Below are 16130 nucleotides of genomic sequence, written 5' to 3'. Positions count from 1 at the left end.
GGACGGAGTCACTCCCAGTCCCAGTCGATGCCGACCAGACCGGGCCGCACACCCTGCTCCACGAGGTGGACGGTCCGGTGCCGGCCGGTCAGCGTGAGGTCCGTGCGGGCGCCGCGCGGTGCCCCCGCCGAGACCTGGGCGAAGCGTCGGCACCGTACCGGCAGCGCGGCCTCGTCGAAGGCCACCTGGAGCACGTACTGCCCGCCGCCGAAGCTGAACCCCCGCACGTACTCGCCGCTCGGCCCGCCCGTGCCGTCGTCGAAGCCGTAGCCGAAGAGGTAGGTGTCACCCGCCCTCAACCGGGTGTCGAAGAGCAACTCCGCGACCAGGACCCCCGTACCGCGGTCCCAGCGGACCCGCCCGAGCCGGCAGTTCTCGCCGGCCGTCACCGTCACCCGCGCCGGATCGCAGCCCGGATCGCCCCGGTGGACGGCGAGATAGCGGTCGATGTCGTCCCGGTGGGCGCGCACCACATGCTGCGAATCGCGCTGCCGCAGCTCCCGGCCGGGACCGATCCGCACCCGCTCGTGGTGCCCCACCGTGTGCAGCCCGCCGTCCACCGGCGACCCCATGGCCGCCAGCAGTCGCTCCACGGCGCCGGACGACTCCATCAGGGAACGGTACGAACGGGCGGCCGGACGGTCGGCCTCCGGGCGAGTGTTCCCGCTCCCGAGCAGCCGGAGCAGCGAGTTCCCCGGCAGCTCCAGTACCTCCTCCAGCGCCTTCACGGCCCGCAGGGACTCGGCGCGCTGCGGGCGTCGGGCCCCCTGCTGCCAGTAACTCAGGCTCGTCACCCCGACCTTGACGCCGCGGTGCGCGAGATGGTGCTGCACCCGCTGGAGCGGCAGCCCCCGCACCGCGAGCGCGGTGCGCAGCGCCAGATGGAACGGGCCGGTGTGCAGCACCTGTGCCAGTTCGGCCTCGGTGTGCCGCATGGGTCCTCCAGGTGAACGTTCACGACGCGGGGCGGGGGGACCGCGTCGGCGGGGGTGGTGCCGCAGGTGGCCGGGGCGCGGCCGTTCACGTATCCGCCACGCCGTTCACACCGCGATGTTCCCCCGCATTGAAGCGTGTTGACCCGTCCCCGACAACGGTTGATGCTCCTCGGACAGCGTCCGGACGCGCTCCTGTGATCCCACACCCCCCGCCTCGGGAGGAACGTCATGCGTATCCGAAGAATCCGAACGGGACGGCTCCCGGCCCTGGCCGCGCTGGCCGCCGTGCTCCTCGCCGTACCGACGGCGACCGCCTCGGCGGCCCCGGCGCCCGTACGGGCCGCCGCCGCGACCGGTGAGGCCGCCGGTGGTGTCGCCGCGACCCAGCGGCTGAACATCACCATGCAGGCCCAGCAGAAGACCAACTGGTGCTGGGCGGCGTCCGGCAACACCATCGCCACCTGGTTCGGCCGCAGCTACTCGCAGAACCAGTTCTGCAACGCCGCCTTCGGCCGCGCACAGGGCTACGAGTGCCCCAACTCGCAGGCCACGCTGGGCAATGTCCAGGACGGTCTGAACTGGGCCGGCATCAACCCCGGTTCGTACGTCACCGGCTGGCTGCGCTACCCCACCGTCCAGGCCGAGATCGCCGCGGGCCGGCCCGTCGAGACCCGTATCCAGTGGTCGTCGGGCGGCGGCCACATGCATGTCCTGTACGGCTACGACGATGCCGGCGACTGGGTCTACTGGGGCGATCCCTGGCCCTCCAACAACCGCTACAACTGGGCGTCGCACGACTGGTACGTGAACAACAACGAGTTCTCCTGGACCCACTCGCTCTACCGGATCGGGGCGTGACGGAATGATCCCCAGTACCGCCCGCACCGCACACCACTCGCGCACCATCCGCACCGCCCGGTCCGCGGCCGCGTCCCTGGCCGCCACCGGCATCCTGACCGGTGCCGCGCTGCTGACCGTCGCCGCCCCCGGGGCGGCCGCCGCCACCGGACCCACCGCTGGCCCGGCAGCCCTGGCGGCCGCCCGGCACGCGGCCGCCCGGCCCGCGACCCTGGACACCCTGGCCCGGTTCTTCGCCCGCGAGGGCTCGGTCACCAGGTCGGCGGCCGCGCCGCGCATCGAGGGCGCGGCCGTCCCCGTGAACACCCTCGATCCGGACTTCGTGGCCGGGAAGCCGGGAGCGCCCGTCGCCAGGCTGGACTACCTCGCCACCACGGCCGTCTCCTCGGACGGCCGGAAGGCCTCCCTGTGGGCCCTTCCGAAGGGAGGGCAGGACGGCGGTTGGCAGGTGGTGAACATCGCCAGCGGTGACGACGAGACGAGGTACGCGGCCGAGGGCGCCCGCAGGCTCCCCGGCGGGACGGTCTTCCGCGAGCCGCAGACCGACGCCTGGTTCGTCCAGAAGGGGACGAAGGTGCTCCCCCTGGACCGGGACGCGGTCCGCGCGGTCGGCGCCCGCGGCACCACGCTGGCCGCCTACCGCGCCCGGGTGCGCGCCGCCTACGGCGACAAGCTCCCCGGCTCGGGATACGCCCGCTCCGGCAAGGCGGGAGGCTACGCACCACCCGCCGCCCCCGCTCCCGCCCCCGAGCCCCGGACGGTCGTCGCGAGCACCGCCTCCGGCACGGCGCTGACCGCCACCTCGGCCGCCGCCGGAGCGGGCGCCCTCGTCGTGCTCGCCCTCGGCGGTCTCTCCGCGCTGCGCAACCGTCGCAGCCGGGAGACCCCGTGACCGGAGGCGGCACCCGCTGACCCGTGCTCCGGGGCGCGCTCCCGCGATCCGCGCCCCGGAGCACGGCACCACTTCCGGGCGGCCGCACTGTCACCGCCCGCAAGTAGGGTGGGACACATGGCAGACCCCTCCAGCTACCGCCCCAAGCCGGGACAGATCCCCGACTCCCCGGGGGTCTACAAGTTCCGCGACGAGCACCGCAGGGTGATCTACGTCGGAAAGGCCAAGAACCTGCGCCAGCGCCTGGCCAATTACTTCCAGGACCTGGCCGCGCTCCATCCGCGTACGCGCACGATGGTCACCACGGCCGCCTCGGTGGAATGGACGGTCGTCTCCACGGAGGTCGAGGCCCTCCAGCTGGAGTACTCCTGGATCAAGGAGTTCGACCCCCGGTTCAACGTCAAGTACCGCGACGACAAGAGCTATCCGTATCTCGCGGTCACGCTGGGCGAGGAGTTCCCGCGCGTCCAGGTGATGCGCGGGGCCAAGAAGAAGGGCGTGCGCTACTTCGGCCCGTACGGGCACGCCTGGGCGATCCGCGAGACGGTCGACCTGATGCTCCGCGTCTTCCCGGTGCGTACGTGCTCCGCCGGCGTCTTCAAGAACGCAGCCCGGACCGGCCGCCCCTGCCTCCTCGGCTACATCGGCAAGTGCTCGGCCCCCTGCGTGGGCCGCGTCACCCCCGAGGAGCACCGCGAACTGGCCGACGACTTCTGCGACTTCATGGCCGGCCGGACCGGTACGTACATCCGCCGCCTGGAGAAGGACATGATGGCGGCGGCCGAGGACATGGAGTACGAGCGGGCGGCCCGGCTCCGCGACGACGTGGAGGCCCTCAAGCGGGCCATGGAGAAGAGCGCCGTCGTGCTCGCCGACGCCACCGACGCCGACCTGATCGCGGTTGCCGAGGACGAGCTCGAAGCCGCGGTCCAGATCTTCCACGTGCGCGGCGGCCGGGTGCGCGGCCAGCGCGGCTGGGTCACCGACAAGGTCGAGAACGTCGACACCTCGGGCCTGGTCGAGCACGCCCTCCAGCAGCTGTACGGCGAGGAGACGGGCGACTCGGTTCCCAAGGAGGTCCTCGTCCCGGCCCTGCCCGAGGACCCGGACGCGGTCTCCCAGTGGCTCGCCGGCCGCCGGGGCTCCCAGGTCAGCCTGCGCATCCCGCAGCGCGGCGACAAGAAGGACCTGATGGCTACGGTCCAGCGCAACGCCCTGCAGGCCCTGGGGCTGCACAAGACCAAGCGCGCCTCCGACCTGACCACCCGCTCCCGCGCCCTGGAGGAGATCGCTCAGGCGCTCGGCCTGGACACCGCCCCGCTGCGCATCGAGTGCTTCGACATCTCGCACCTCCAGGGCGACGACGTGGTCGCCTCCATGGTCGTCTTCGAGGACGGCCTCGCCCGCAAGAGCGAGTACCGCCGCTTCCAGATCAAGGGCTTCGAGGGCCAGGACGACGTCCGCTCGATGCACGAGGTGATCGGCCGCCGCTTCAAGCGCTACCTCCAGGAGAAGGAACGTACGGGGGAGTGGGAGGAGACCCCCGCCCCGACCGGACCGGTCCCGGCTCCGCAGGACGCCGGCACCGTGCCCGGTACCGCACCGGCCACCGCGCCCGGCACCGCCCCAGGCCCGGACACCATCGCTCCCGGCCCCGGCACCGCTGGTCCCGGCACCACCGTCCCCGGCCCGGACTCCACCGCCCCCGCTCCCGGCACCATCGCTCCCGGCCCGGACCTCACCGTGCCCGACCCGGACGCCGAGCCCCGTGAGGACGACGGGCGTCCCAAGCGGTTCGCCTATCCGCCGCAGCTCGTCGTGGTCGACGGCGGCCAGCCGCAGGTCGCCGCCGCCAAGCGCGCCCTCGACGAGCTGGGGATCGACGACATCGCCGTCTGCGGACTCGCCAAGCGCCTCGAAGAGGTCTGGCTGCCCGATGACGACGACCCCGTCGTCCTGCCCCGCTCCAGCGAGGGCCTCTACCTCCTCCAGCGCGTCCGTGACGAGGCCCACCGCTTCGCGATCACCTACCAGCGCGCCAAGCGGGCCAAACGGATCCGCTCCAGCCCCCTGGACGCCGTCGCCGGTCTCGGCGAAACCCGGAAACAGGCGTTGATCAAGCATTTCGGCTCCGTGAAGAAGCTGAAGCAGGCGACAATCGACGAAATCTGCGAGGTTCCGGGGATAGGCCGCAGAACGGCGGAATCGGTGGCTGTCGCCCTCGCGTCGGCCGCCCCGGCCACGCCCGCCGTGAACACGGCGACAGGAGAGATCATTGAAGAGGACGACGGGGGCAGCACGACATGACCGAGCGTGAGAACGAGCAAGAAGCCGGGCGCGGGCAAGAAGCCGGGCACGACGGCACCGACCGAGCAGACGGAGCAGCACAAGTGAGTACGGCCACCACGAACGAGACGGGCGACGGGCCCGCGACCATCCCCGAGCTGGTCATCATCTCGGGGATGTCGGGCGCCGGGCGCAGCACGGCGGCCAAGTGTCTGGAGGACCTCGGCTGGTTCGTCGTCGACAACCTGCCGCCCGCACTGATCCCCACCATGGTGGAGCTCGGCGCCCGCTCGCAGGGCAACGTGGCACGGATCGCCGTCGTCGTCGACGTCCGGGGGCGCCGCTTCTTCGACAACCTCCGCGAGTCCCTCGCCGACCTGGAGGCCAAGCACGTCACCCGGCGGATCGTCTTCCTGGAGTCCTCCGACGACGCCCTGGTCCGCCGCTTCGAATCGGTCCGCCGCCCGCACCCGCTCCAGGGCGACGGCCGGATCGTCGACGGCATCGCCGCCGAGCGCGACCTGCTGCGCGAGCTGCGCGGCGACGCCGACCTGGTGATCGACACCTCCAGCCTCAACGTGCACGAACTGCGCGCCAAGATGGACGCCCAGTTCGCCGGCGACGAGGAGCCGGAGCTGCGCGCCACGGTGATGTCGTTCGGCTTCAAGTACGGGCTGCCGGTCGACGCCGACCTGGTCGTCGACTGCCGCTTCCTGCCCAACCCGCACTGGGTCCCCGAGCTGCGCCCGTTCACCGGCCTCAACGAGGAGGTGTCCGCGTACGTCTTCGACCAGCCCGGTGCCAAGGAGTTCCTCAACCAGTACACCGAGCTGCTCCAGCTCATCGCCGCCGGATACCGCCGCGAGGGCAAGCGCTACGTGACCATCGCCGTCGGCTGCACCGGCGGCAAGCACCGCTCCGTCGCCATGTCCGAGAAGCTGGCCGCCCGGCTCGCGACCGAAGGCATCGAGACCGTCCTCGTCCACCGGGACATGGGGCGCGAGTGACCAGCCGCAACCTGCGCCTGCGGCGGCTGCGCAGAGCCACCTCCGCGCTGTCCGGCTCCGGGCTGTCCGGCCGCAAGCGCGGCGCGCAGCCCAAGGTCGTCGCCCTCGGCGGCGGCATGGGGCTCTCCGCGTCGCTCGCGTCGCTCCGCCGGATCACCGGTGATCTCACCGCCGTGGTCACCGTCGCCGACGACGGCGGTTCCAGCGGCCGGCTCCGCGAGGAGCTCGGCGTGCTGCCGCCCGGCGACCTGCGCAAGGCGCTCGCCGCACTGTGCGGTGACGACGACTGGGGCCAGACCTGGGCCCGGGTGATCCAGCACCGCTTCCAGTCCAAGGGCGATCTGCACGAGCACGCGGTCGGCAATCTGCTGATCGTCGCCCTGTGGGAGCAGCTCGGCGACCACGTCCAGGCGCTCGACCTGGTCGGGAAGCTCCTCGGGGCGCACGGCCGGGTGCTCCCCATGTCCGCCGTGCCGCTGGAGCTCCAGGCGCTCGTGCGGGGTCACGACCCGGCCCGCCCGGACGACGTGGACACCGTGCGCGGACAGGCCACCGTGGCGCTCACCCCCGGCGAGGTGCAGTCCGTGCACCTCGTCCCGCACGACCCGCCCGCCGTCCCCGAGGCCGTCGCCGCGGTCCTCGACGCCGACTGGGTGGTGCTCGGTCCGGGGTCCTGGTTCTCCTCCGTGATCCCGCACCTGCTCGTCCCCGAACTGCTCGACGCACTCGTCGAGACCAAGGCCCGTAAGGTCCTCTCGCTCAACCTCGCACCGCAACCCGGTGAAACTGATGGCTTCTCCCCGCAGCGTCATTTGGAGGTTTTGGGACGACACGCCCCTAAACTCGCCCTGGACGTGGTGCTGGCCGACGAAGCCGCTGTGCCCGATCGTGAGTCCCTCGCCGACGCCGCCAAGCGGCTCGGCGCCGCGGTCGAGCTGGCGCCGGTGGCCTCACCCGACGGCGTTCCGATCCATGATCCGGAGCTGTTGGCCGCCGCGTACGACCGTATTTTTCGGATGCATGGAAGGATCGGCCCATGGCGATGACGCCCGCGGTGAAGGACGAAATCTCTCGGCTTCCCGTGACCCGGACCTGCTGCAGGAAGGCAGAAGTCTCGGCGATTCTTCGGTTCGCGGGTGGGCTGCACCTGGTGAGCGGCCGGATTGTGATCGAGGCGGAGCTGGACACCGCGATGGCGGCACGCCGGCTGAAGCGGGACATTCTCGAAATCTTCGGGCACAGCTCGGAGCTGATCGTGATGGCGCCCGGCGGTCTGCGGCGCAGCTCCCGTTACGTCGTACGGGTGGTGGCGGGCGGCGACCAGCTGGCCCGCCAGACCGGCCTGGTGGACGGCCGCGGCCGTCCCATCCGCGGGCTGCCCCCGCAGGTGGTCTCGGGGGCCACCTGCGACGCCGAGGCGGCCTGGCGCGGGGCGTTCCTCGCGCACGGATCGCTCACCGAGCCCGGCCGCTCCTCCTCGCTGGAGGTGACCTGCCCGGGCCCGGAGGCGGCGCTCGCGCTGGTCGGCGCGGCCCGCAGGCTCTCCATCGCGGCCAAGGCCCGCGAGGTACGCGGGGTGGACCGGGTCGTCGTCCGCGACGGCGACGCGATCGGCGCCCTGCTCACCCGGCTGGGCGCCCATGAGTCGGTGCTGGCCTGGGAGGAGCGGCGGATGCGCCGCGAGGTCCGCGCCACGGCCAACCGGCTCGCCAACTTCGACGACGCCAACCTGCGTCGCTCGGCCCGGGCCGCGGTCGCCGCGGGCGCCCGGGTCGGCCGGGCGCTGGAGATCCTGGGCGAAGAGGTGCCCGAGCACCTCGCGGCCGCCGGACGGCTGCGCATGGAGCACAAGCAGGCGTCCCTGGAGGAGCTGGGCGCGCTCGCCGACCCGCCGCTGACCAAGGACGCGGTCGCCGGCCGGATCCGCCGGCTGCTGGCGATGGCCGACAAGCGGGCCCAGGACCTGGGCATCCCCGGCACCGAATCCACCCTCGGCGAGGAGCTCGCCGACGGCCTGGTGGGCTGACCTCCGACGACGGTCTCTTCCGGCCGGATTCCGGACTCGCCGACCCCTTCCGGGTGTTGACGCTCCGTAATCGCCACTGCGTGTACGGACGGTTGTCCGAAGGCCCGTACTCCTACCGAGGAGTACGGGCCCCGGTGCTTCCCACGGCCCCGCTCGATGTCACCCCGGGGCCCTCGGAGAGGTAGGGTCGGAGGCGGTCGGGGACATCTCATACAACTCGCCGGGGTGAGAACCCCGCGTACCTAACGAGGAGATCGGTTCGTGACGATCCGCGTAGGCATCAACGGCTTTGGCCGCATCGGTCGTAACTACTTCCGCGCGCTGCTGGAGCAGGGTGCGGACATCGAGATCGTGGCTGTCAACGACCTGGGTGACACCGCGACCACGGCCCACCTGCTGAAGTACGACACCATTCTGGGTCGTCTCAAGGCAGAGGTCAGCCACACCGCCGACACCATCACCGTCGATGGTCACACGATCAAGGTGCTCTCCGAGCGCAACCCGGCCGACATCCCCTGGGGTGAGCTGGGTGTCGACATCGTCATCGAGTCGACCGGCATCTTCACGAAGAAGGCCGACGCCGAGAAGCACATCGCCGGCGGCGCCAAGAAGGTCCTCATCTCGGCTCCGGCCAAGGGCGAGGACATCACCATCGTGATGGGCGTCAACCAGGACAAGTACGACGCGGCCAACCACCACGTCATCTCCAACGCGTCCTGCACGACCAACTGTGTCGCGCCGATGGCGAAGGTTCTGGACGAGAACTTCGGCATCGTCAAGGGCCTGATGACGACGGTCCACGCGTACACGAACGACCAGCGCATCCTGGACTTCCCGCACTCGGACCTGCGCCGCGCCCGCGCCGCCGCCGAGAACATCATCCCGACCACCACCGGTGCCGCCAAGGCCACCGCCCTGGTGCTCCCGCAGCTGAAGGGCAAGCTGGACGGCATCGCCATGCGCGTCCCGGTCCCGACCGGCTCGGCCACCGACCTGGTCGTCGAGCTCCAGCGCGAGGTCACCAAGGACGAGGTCAACGCCGCGTTCAAGAAGGCCGCCGACGGCGGCGACCTCAAGGGCATCCTGTACTACACCGAGGACCCGATCGTGTCGTCGGACATCGTCGGAGACCCGGCGTCCTGCACCTTCGACTCCTCGCTGACCATGGTCCAGGAGGGCAAGTCGGTGAAGATCCTCGGCTGGTACGACAACGAGTGGGGTTACTCCAACCGCCTCGTCGACCTGACCGTCTTCGTCGGCAACCAGCTCTGACCGTCGAACCGGCAGGCGCCCGGGGCCTCTCGTCCGGGTCGTGCCGGGGTCGCGGTGTCCGGCCCCGTCCGGCCTGACCCGAACGGAAGACCCAAGATGTGAGCACGGGGCTCGAACAGCGCAACGCCGCGCCGTTCGGGCCCCGTCGCATGCTCTCCCGCCCTCCAAGGAGTCCAGCAAGATGAAGACGATCGACGAACTGATCGCCGAAGGGGTCACCGGCAAGCGCGTATTCGTCCGCGCCGACCTCAACGTGCCGCTCAGCGGCACCACCATCACCGACGACGGCCGGATCCGCGCCGTCCAGCCGACCGTGGAGAAGCTCGTCGCGGCCGGCGCGCGAGTCGTCGTCGCCTCGCACCTGGGCCGCCCCAAGGGCGCTCCGGACCCCGCCTTCTCCCTGGCGCCCGCCGCCGCCCGCCTCGGTGAACTCATCGGAACCGACGTGGCGTTCGCGACCGACACGGTCGGCGAGTCCGCCCGCGCCACGGTCGCCGGGCTCGGCGACGGCCAGGTCGCCGTCCTGGAGAACCTCCGCTTCAACCCCGGCGAGACGTCCAAGGACGACGCCGAGCGCGGCGCGTTCGCCGACCGGCTCGCCGAGCTCGCCGACCTGTACGTGGGCGACGGCTTCGGCGCCGTGCACCGCAAGCACGCCTCGGTCTTCGACCTCCCGGCCCGGCTGCCGCACGCCGCCGGTGACCTGATCGCCACCGAGGTCGGCGTCCTGGAGAAGCTCACCGAGAACGTCGAGCGCCCCTACGCCGTGGTGCTCGGCGGCTCCAAGGTCTCCGACAAGCTCGGCGTCATCGACCACCTCCTGGAGCGCGCCGACCGCATCCTGATCGGCGGCGGCATGGCGTACACCTTCCTCAAGGCCCAGGGCCACGAGGTCGGCAGCTCGCTGCTCCAGGAGGACCAGATCCCGGCGGTGCTGGAGTACCTCAAGCGCGCCGAGGACAAGGGCGTGGAGTTCGTGCTCCCCGTCGACGTCGTGGTCTCCGAGCAGTTCCCGGACCTCAAGGCCAAGGCCCCGACCGAGCACCGCACCGTGCCCGCGGACGCCATGCCGGCCGGCTTCATCGGCCTGGACAACGGCCCCGAGACCAACAAGCTGTACGCATCGAAGCTCGCCGACGCGGCCACCGTCTTCTGGAACGGCCCGATGGGCGTCTTCGAGCACCCCGACTACGCCGAGGGCACCCGGGCCGTCGCCCAGGCCCTCGTCGACTCCTCGGGCTTCAGTGTCGTCGGCGGTGGCGACTCCGCCGCGGCCGTCCGCACCCTGGGCTTCGACGAGAACGCGTTCGGACACATCTCGACCGGTGGCGGTGCCAGCCTCGAATACCTTGAGGGCAAGACGCTTCCCGGCCTCGCCGCACTGGAGGACTGACCTTTCATGACCACTCGCACCCCGCTGATGGCGGGCAACTGGAAGATGAACCTCAACCACCTTGAGGCCATCGCACACACCCAGAAGCTCGGCTTCGCGCTGAGCGACAAGGACTACGACGCCGTCGAGGTCGCCGTCCTGCCGCCCTTCACCGACCTGCGCTCCGTGCAGACCCTGGTCGAGGGCGACAAGCTGAAGATCAAGTACGGCGCCCAGGACATCTCGGCGCACGACTCCGGCGCGTACACCGGTGAGATCTCCGGCCCGATGCTGACCAAGCTGCGCTGCACCTACGTCGCCGTCGGGCACAGCGAGCGCCGTCAGTACCACGGTGAGACCGACGAGATCTGCAACGCCAAGGTGAAGGCCGCGTACAAGCACGGCCTGACCCCGATCCTCTGCATCGGCGAGGGCCTGGACGTCCGCAAGGCCGGTGACCAGGTCTCCTACACCCTCGCGCAGCTCGACGGCGGCCTGAAGGACGTCCCGGCCGAGCAGGCCGAGTCCATCGTGATCGCGTACGAGCCGGTCTGGGCCATCGGCACCGGCGAGGTCGCCACCCCCGAGGACGCCCAGGAGGTCTGCGGCGCGATCCGCGGCCGGCTGGCCGAGGTGTACTCGCAGGAGCTCGCCGACGGCGTCCGCATCCAGTACGGCGGCTCGGTGAAGTCCGGCAATGTCGCCGCGATCATGGCGCAGCCCGACGTGGACGGCGCACTGGTCGGCGGCGCCGCGCTGGACGCCGACGAGTTCGTCAAGATCGTCCGCTTCCGCGACCAGTGAGTATGCGGTAGCGCGGATCCGTCGTACCCTTGCGGGGGCCGCGGAGGGTGTAGCCTCCCGGCCCCCGTTCTCAGCACATGCAGTCCAGAGGAATTCCGGAAAGTAGGGACCAGCCGTGATTTTGGCGTTCGAGATCGCCCTGATCGTCTTCAGCCTGCTGCTGATGCTGCTGGTGCTGATGCACAAGGGAAAGGGCGGCGGCCTCTCCGACATGTTCGGTGGCGGCATGCAGTCGTCGGTCGGCGGCTCCTCGGTCGCCGAGCGCAACCTCGACCGGATCACGGTGGTCGTCGGTCTGGCGTGGTTCGCGTGCATTGTTGTGCTTGGTCTGCTGATCAAGCTGGACAGCTGACCCGTCGTACGCGATTCCCGGTGACGGTGTAACTCCTTTCACTGGACGCGCGTTGGGCCTTACGTAGACTGGGGCATCTTCGAGCACCATCACGCAGGGAGTTACGACCGTGGCAAGTGGCAACGCGATCCGGGGAAGCCGGGTCGGAGCGGGGCCGATGGGGGAGGCCGAGCGCGGCGAGTCCGCGCCGCGTCTCCGCATCTCCTTCTGGTGCTCGAACGGGCACGAGACGCAGCCGAGCTTCGCCAGTGACGCGCAGGTACCGGAGACTTGGGACTGCCCGCGCTGCGGCTTCCCGGCCGGCCAGGACCGGGACAGCCCGCCGGACCCGCCGCGCACCGAGCCGTACAAGACGCACCTCGCGTACGTACGCGAGCGGCGCAGCGACGCGGACGGCGAGGCCATTCTCGCCGAGGCGCTGGCGAAACTCCGGGGCGAAATCTAGAAGTTCACCGGCCGGGCACCCACAGGGTGTCCGGCCGGACTGCTTTGCGTGCCGCCGGTCTCCATTGCCTCGTCGGCCCTTCTGATCAATTAGGTTTGTAGGTGCAGCGGGGCATCTGCAGGCACGAGAAGAATTGGGCTGATATCCGGGATGAACACACCAAGCCGAACCAGGCTCAACCAGACGCCCGAGTGGACCGCTCTGGGCAAGCACCGCGAGCAGTTCGGGACGACCCATCTGCGGCAGCTCTTCGCGGACGATCCGGAGCGCGGCACCGGCTACACCCTCCGGGTCGGCGATCTGTACGTCGACCACTCCAAACACCTGGTCACCGACGAGACGCTGCGGCTGCTGCGTGAGCTCGCCGCGGCCACCGGGGTGGCCGGGCTGCGGGACGCGATGTTCCGCGGCGAGAAGATCAACACCACCGAGGACCGAGCCGTTCTGCACACGGCGCTGCGTGCCCCGCGCGACGCGGTGATCGAGGTCGACGGCGAGAACGTGGTGCCGGGTGTGCACGCCGTGCTCGACCGGATGGCGGCGTTCTCCGACCGGATCAGGTCGGGGGAGTGGACCGGCCACACCGGCAGGCGCATCAAGAACGTCGTCAACATCGGCATCGGCGGCTCCGACCTGGGCCCCGCCATGGCGTACGAGGTGCTGCGCTCCTTCACGGACCGCGACCTCACCGTCCGCTTCGTGTCGAACGTCGACGGCGCCGACCTCCACGAGGCGGTGCGCGATCTCGACCCGGCCGAGACGCTCTTCATCGTCGCGTCGAAGACCTTCACCACGATCGAGACGATCACCAACGCCACCTCCGCGCGCGACTGGCTGCTGACCGGTCTGAAAGCCGGTCAGGACGCGGTCGCCAAGCACTTCGTGGCGCTGTCCACGAATGCCGGGAAGGTCGCGGACTTCGGCATCGACACCGCCAACATGTTCGAGTTCTGGGACTGGGTCGGCGGCCGCTACTCCTACGACTCGGCCATCGGCCTCTCGCTGATGATCGCCATCGGCCCGGACCGGTTCCGCGAGATGCTCGACGGCTTCCACCTCGTCGACGAGCACTTCCGCACCGCCCCCGCCGAGGAGAACGTCCCGATGCTGATGGGGCTCCTCGGCGTCTGGTACGGCGCGTTCTTCGACGCCCAGTCGCACGCGGTGCTCCCGTACAGCCACTATCTGTCCAAGTTCACCGCGTACTTGCAGCAGCTGGACATGGAGTCCAACGGCAAGTCCGTGGACCGGGACGGCAATCCGGTCGACTGGCAGACCGGACCGGTCGTCTGGGGCACCCCCGGCACCAACGGACAGCACGCCTACTACCAGCTGATCCATCAGGGCACCAAGGTCATCCCGGCCGACTTCATCGGCTTCGCCGAGCCGGTCGCCGACCTGCTGCCCGGCCTGGTCGCCCAGCACGATCTGCTGATGGCCAACTTCTTCGCCCAGACCCAGGCGCTGGCCTTCGGCAGGACGCCCGACGAGGTCCGGGCCGAGGGCGTCGCCGAGGAGCTGGTGCCGCACAAGACCTTCCGGGGCAACCACCCGACGACGACGATCCTCGCCGACCGGCTGACCCCCTCCGTCCTCGGCCAGCTGATCGCGCTGTACGAGCACAAGGTCTTCGTCCAGGGAGCCGTCTGGAACATCGACTCCTTCGACCAGTGGGGCGTCGAGCTGGGCAAGGTCCTCGCCAAGAAGATCGAGCCGGTACTCACCGAGGGCGAGGGGGCCGAGCAGCTGGACAGCTCGACCGCCGCGCTGGTGCGGGCCTACCGCTCCCGCCGGGGGCGTTGAGCCGATGACCACGGGGGAGGGGACGGTGCGGCTGCGGCCGCCGAACAACACGCTGGATCCGAGGGCCGTGGGGTGGTGGCGGGCCCAGTGGCTGCTGCTGACCGCCGCCCCCGTGGTCGTCCTGGCCGTGCTGGGCGTGCTCATCGAGCCCGCCCGGTTCTGGCTGCTGCTGCCCGCCGCGATCCTCGCGGTCCTGGGCACCGGCTGCGCCGTCTTTCTCCCCGCGTGGTGGTTCCGCACCCACCGCTGGGAGGTCACCGACGAAGCGGTGTACGTCAGGACCGGGGTCTTCCGGCAGGAGTGGCGGATCGCCCCGATGTCCCGGATCCAGACCGTGGACACCGTGCGCGGACCGCTCGAACAGCTCTACCGGCTCTCCACGGTCACCGTGACCACCGCGTCGGCCAAGGGCGCGGTACGGATCGAGGGCCTCGACCACGAAACGGCGGCCGGGCTCGCCGAACGGCTGACCCGGATCACCCGGGCCACCCCCGGGGACGCCACATGAGCCCGGAGGCGGCCGTGTCCCCCTCCCCGGACACCGGGGGCGGCCACGGTCCCGCCACGGCCACCGCCGTCGACTGGCGGCGGCTGGACCGGCGCACGGTCCTGGTCAGCGCGCTCGTCACGGCCGGGGTGGCGGCCGGCGCCGCAGTCCCCACCACACTCGGCCTCTCCGGACGCCTCGGCTTCGGGGCCGCCGTCGCCTGGGTCCTGGCCGGCGCGGCCCTGCTGATCGGTTCCGCGGCCGCCGGCGACTACGTACGGTGGCGCCGTACCCGCTACCGCACAGGTACCGAACGCGTCGAGCTCCACACCGGGCTGCTCCTGGTCAAGAAGCGCTCACTGGCCCGGGAACGCATCCGCAGCGTCGACCTCACCGCCCATCTGCTGCAACGGGCACTCGGCCTGGTCACCGTCCGCATCGGCACCGGCGAGCACTCCGGCAACGACTCCACCCTGGAGCTCGACCCGGTCCCCCGGGCCGAGGGCGAACGGCTCCGCCGCGAACTGCTGGAGCGTACGGCCACCGGGACCCCGGGCACCCACCGCGAGGGCGAGCTCGCCGCGCTCGACCCGCGCTGGATCCGCTACGCGCCGGTGTCCTTCGTCGCCCCCGCGCTGGGCGGTGCGGCGGCCGGCGCGGTGATGCAGGTCAGCGACTGGTTCGGGGCACAGGGGCGGGTCATCGAATGGGTCGGCGAGCGCTTCCGGGACACCTCGCTGACCGCCATGATCGTGATCCTCGCCGTCGCCGCGGTGGCCGCCGGTGTCGTCGGCGCGCTCGGCCTGTGGGTCGAGATGTGGTGGAACTACCGGCTGGAGCGCGAACCGGGCGGCACCCTGCGCATCCGGCGCGGACTGCTGACCTCCCGGTCCGTCTCCATCGAGGAACGGAGACTGCGCGGGGTCGACCTCGTCGAGCCGCTCGGCATCCGGACCTTCGGTGCCGCCCGGGTCGACGCGATCACCACCGGACTCGCCAAGGACGACGAGGAACAGCACGGCGACCACAACACCCTGCTGCCCGCCGCGCCCCGGCCGGTGGCCGACGCGGTGGCCGCCGACGTGCTGCGCGAGACGGTGTCCCCGACCGGCGCCCCGCTGACCGGACACCCCCGCGCCGCCCTGCGCCGCAGGCTGCGCCGGGCGTTCTGGGCCGTCCTGGTCCCGGTGGCGGTGCTGGCCGTCCTGGGCGCGCTGCTGACCCCGGTACTGCTCCGGATCGCGCTCGGCTGCGCCGCGGTGGGGCTGCCGGCCGGGATGTTCCTGGCCAGGGACGCGTACCGCGGCCTGGGGCACACCGTCAGCGGCGACTACCTGGTGGTGCGGTCGGGCACGGTCCGGCGCTCGACCGCCGCGCTGGAGCGGGCCGGAGTCATCGGCTGGACGGTCGGCCAGACCTACTTCCAGCGACGGGCCGGGGTGCTGAGCGTCACCGCGACGACGGCTGCCGGAGCGGGCGCGTACACGGCGTACGACACGGACGTGAGCGAGGGCCTCGCCTTCGCCGCCGAGGCCGTGCCCGGTCTGCTGGAACCCTTCCTGGAGCGCGTCCCGCCCGCCGGGTGAACCCC

15 protein-coding genes are annotated in these 16130 nt (G+C 71.2%); 14 read left to right on the top strand and 1 reads right to left on the bottom strand.

Features of this window, described 5'->3' with window-relative positions; all coding sequences use genetic code 11:
- Window positions 1-8: 8 nt before the first annotated feature.
- Complete coding sequence (locus ACGF8B_RS13530) at window positions 9-935, bottom strand: hypothetical protein (protein WP_392737665.1); 927 nt, start codon at window positions 933-935, stop codon at window positions 9-11.
- A 228-nt stretch (window positions 936-1163) separates the two neighbouring features.
- Here ACGF8B_RS13530 and ACGF8B_RS13525 point away from each other — a divergent pair, with 228 nt between their 5' ends.
- The 14 genes from ACGF8B_RS13525 (at window position 1164) to ACGF8B_RS13460 (ending at window position 16125) form a co-directional block, all read left to right on the top strand.
- The gene (locus ACGF8B_RS13525; protein ID WP_392737663.1) at window positions 1164-1793 is read left to right on the top strand and encodes a papain-like cysteine protease family protein; all 630 of its coding nucleotides are present in this window, start codon (window positions 1164-1166) and stop codon (window positions 1791-1793) included.
- A 4-nt stretch (window positions 1794-1797) separates the two neighbouring features.
- The gene (locus ACGF8B_RS13520) at window positions 1798-2685 is read left to right on the top strand and encodes a hypothetical protein (RefSeq protein WP_392737661.1); all 888 of its coding nucleotides are present in this window, start codon (window positions 1798-1800) and stop codon (window positions 2683-2685) included.
- A gap of 117 nt (window positions 2686-2802) precedes the next feature.
- Window positions 2803-4992: an excinuclease ABC subunit UvrC gene (uvrC, locus tag ACGF8B_RS13515; RefSeq protein WP_392737659.1), complete on the top strand. Its 2190-nt coding sequence runs from the start codon at window positions 2803-2805 to the stop codon at window positions 4990-4992.
- Entirely contained in the window at window positions 4989-5978 is a 990-nt protein-coding gene (gene rapZ, locus ACGF8B_RS13510; protein ID WP_392737657.1) for an RNase adapter RapZ, read from the top strand. Before uvrC ends, rapZ begins: the two co-directional genes overlap by 4 nt.
- Window positions 5975-7024 carry a uridine diphosphate-N-acetylglucosamine-binding protein YvcK gene (gene yvcK / locus ACGF8B_RS13505; RefSeq protein WP_360540533.1) on the top strand — a complete coding sequence of 350 codons (1050 nt, stop codon included), beginning with the start codon at window positions 5975-5977 and terminating at the stop codon, window positions 7022-7024. The genes rapZ and yvcK overlap by 4 nt, the downstream gene beginning before the upstream one ends.
- On the top strand, window positions 7015-8004 hold the full coding sequence (whiA, locus tag ACGF8B_RS13500) for a DNA-binding protein WhiA (RefSeq protein WP_259929390.1): 990 nt from the start codon (window positions 7015-7017) through the stop codon (window positions 8002-8004). The genes yvcK and whiA overlap by 10 nt, the downstream gene beginning before the upstream one ends.
- 261 nt (window positions 8005-8265) lie before the next feature.
- A complete protein-coding gene (gene gap / locus ACGF8B_RS13495) occupies window positions 8266-9276 on the top strand; it encodes a type I glyceraldehyde-3-phosphate dehydrogenase (protein WP_392737654.1) in 1011 nt (336 codons plus the stop codon).
- A 181-nt stretch (window positions 9277-9457) separates the two neighbouring features.
- The gene (locus tag ACGF8B_RS13490; protein ID WP_392737652.1) at window positions 9458-10669 is read left to right on the top strand and encodes a phosphoglycerate kinase; all 1212 of its coding nucleotides are present in this window, start codon (window positions 9458-9460) and stop codon (window positions 10667-10669) included.
- A gap of 6 nt (window positions 10670-10675) precedes the next feature.
- Entirely contained in the window at window positions 10676-11452 is a 777-nt protein-coding gene (gene tpiA, locus ACGF8B_RS13485) for a triose-phosphate isomerase (protein ID WP_392737650.1), read from the top strand.
- A 115-nt stretch (window positions 11453-11567) separates the two neighbouring features.
- Window positions 11568-11804: a preprotein translocase subunit SecG gene (gene secG, locus ACGF8B_RS13480; RefSeq protein WP_069172160.1), complete on the top strand. Its 237-nt coding sequence runs from the start codon at window positions 11568-11570 to the stop codon at window positions 11802-11804.
- A gap of 109 nt (window positions 11805-11913) precedes the next feature.
- A complete protein-coding gene (locus ACGF8B_RS13475; protein ID WP_072483070.1) occupies window positions 11914-12249 on the top strand; it encodes an RNA polymerase-binding protein RbpA in 336 nt (111 codons plus the stop codon).
- A gap of 150 nt (window positions 12250-12399) precedes the next feature.
- Window positions 12400-14052 carry a glucose-6-phosphate isomerase gene (pgi, locus tag ACGF8B_RS13470; RefSeq protein WP_392737647.1) on the top strand — a complete coding sequence of 551 codons (1653 nt, stop codon included), beginning with the start codon at window positions 12400-12402 and terminating at the stop codon, window positions 14050-14052.
- A gap of 4 nt (window positions 14053-14056) precedes the next feature.
- A complete protein-coding gene (locus tag ACGF8B_RS13465) occupies window positions 14057-14560 on the top strand; it encodes a PH domain-containing protein (protein WP_392737646.1) in 504 nt (167 codons plus the stop codon).
- Window positions 14557-16125, top strand: coding sequence for a PH domain-containing protein (locus ACGF8B_RS13460; protein WP_392737644.1), 1569 nt, complete (start codon window positions 14557-14559; stop codon window positions 16123-16125). The genes ACGF8B_RS13465 and ACGF8B_RS13460 overlap by 4 nt, the downstream gene beginning before the upstream one ends.
- Window positions 16126-16130 lie beyond the last annotated feature (5 nt).

Origin of the sequence: Streptomyces sp. NPDC047917 (assembly GCF_043204345.1) — a bacterium.
In the GTDB taxonomy this organism is placed as follows: domain Bacteria; phylum Actinomycetota; class Actinomycetes; order Streptomycetales; family Streptomycetaceae; genus Streptomyces; species Streptomyces sanglieri.
The sequence above is the reverse complement of the archived record's forward strand: the minus strand, read 5'-3'. Positions and strand labels throughout refer to the sequence as shown.

What these genes read in the sequence shown, in the direction of transcription:
- ACGF8B_RS13530 (WP_392737665.1), bottom strand. Translation starts at nt 935, where the DNA reads ATGCGGCACACCGAGGCCGAACTGGCACAGGTGCTGCACACCGGCCCG.
- ACGF8B_RS13525 (WP_392737663.1), top strand. Translation starts at nt 1,164, where the DNA reads ATGCGTATCCGAAGAATCCGAACGGGACGGCTCCCGGCCCTGGCCGCG.
- ACGF8B_RS13520 (WP_392737661.1), top strand. Translation starts at nt 1,798, where the DNA reads ATGATCCCCAGTACCGCCCGCACCGCACACCACTCGCGCACCATCCGC.
- uvrC (WP_392737659.1), top strand. Translation starts at nt 2,803, where the DNA reads ATGGCAGACCCCTCCAGCTACCGCCCCAAGCCGGGACAGATCCCCGAC.
- rapZ (WP_392737657.1), top strand. Translation starts at nt 4,989, where the DNA reads ATGACCGAGCGTGAGAACGAGCAAGAAGCCGGGCGCGGGCAAGAAGCC.
- whiA (WP_259929390.1), top strand. Translation starts at nt 7,015, where the DNA reads ATGGCGATGACGCCCGCGGTGAAGGACGAAATCTCTCGGCTTCCCGTG.
- ACGF8B_RS13490 (WP_392737652.1), top strand. Translation starts at nt 9,458, where the DNA reads ATGAAGACGATCGACGAACTGATCGCCGAAGGGGTCACCGGCAAGCGC.
- tpiA (WP_392737650.1), top strand. Translation starts at nt 10,676, where the DNA reads ATGACCACTCGCACCCCGCTGATGGCGGGCAACTGGAAGATGAACCTC.
- pgi (WP_392737647.1), top strand. Translation starts at nt 12,400, where the DNA reads ATGAACACACCAAGCCGAACCAGGCTCAACCAGACGCCCGAGTGGACC.
- ACGF8B_RS13465 (WP_392737646.1), top strand. Translation starts at nt 14,057, where the DNA reads ATGACCACGGGGGAGGGGACGGTGCGGCTGCGGCCGCCGAACAACACG.
- ACGF8B_RS13460 (WP_392737644.1), top strand. Translation starts at nt 14,557, where the DNA reads ATGAGCCCGGAGGCGGCCGTGTCCCCCTCCCCGGACACCGGGGGCGGC.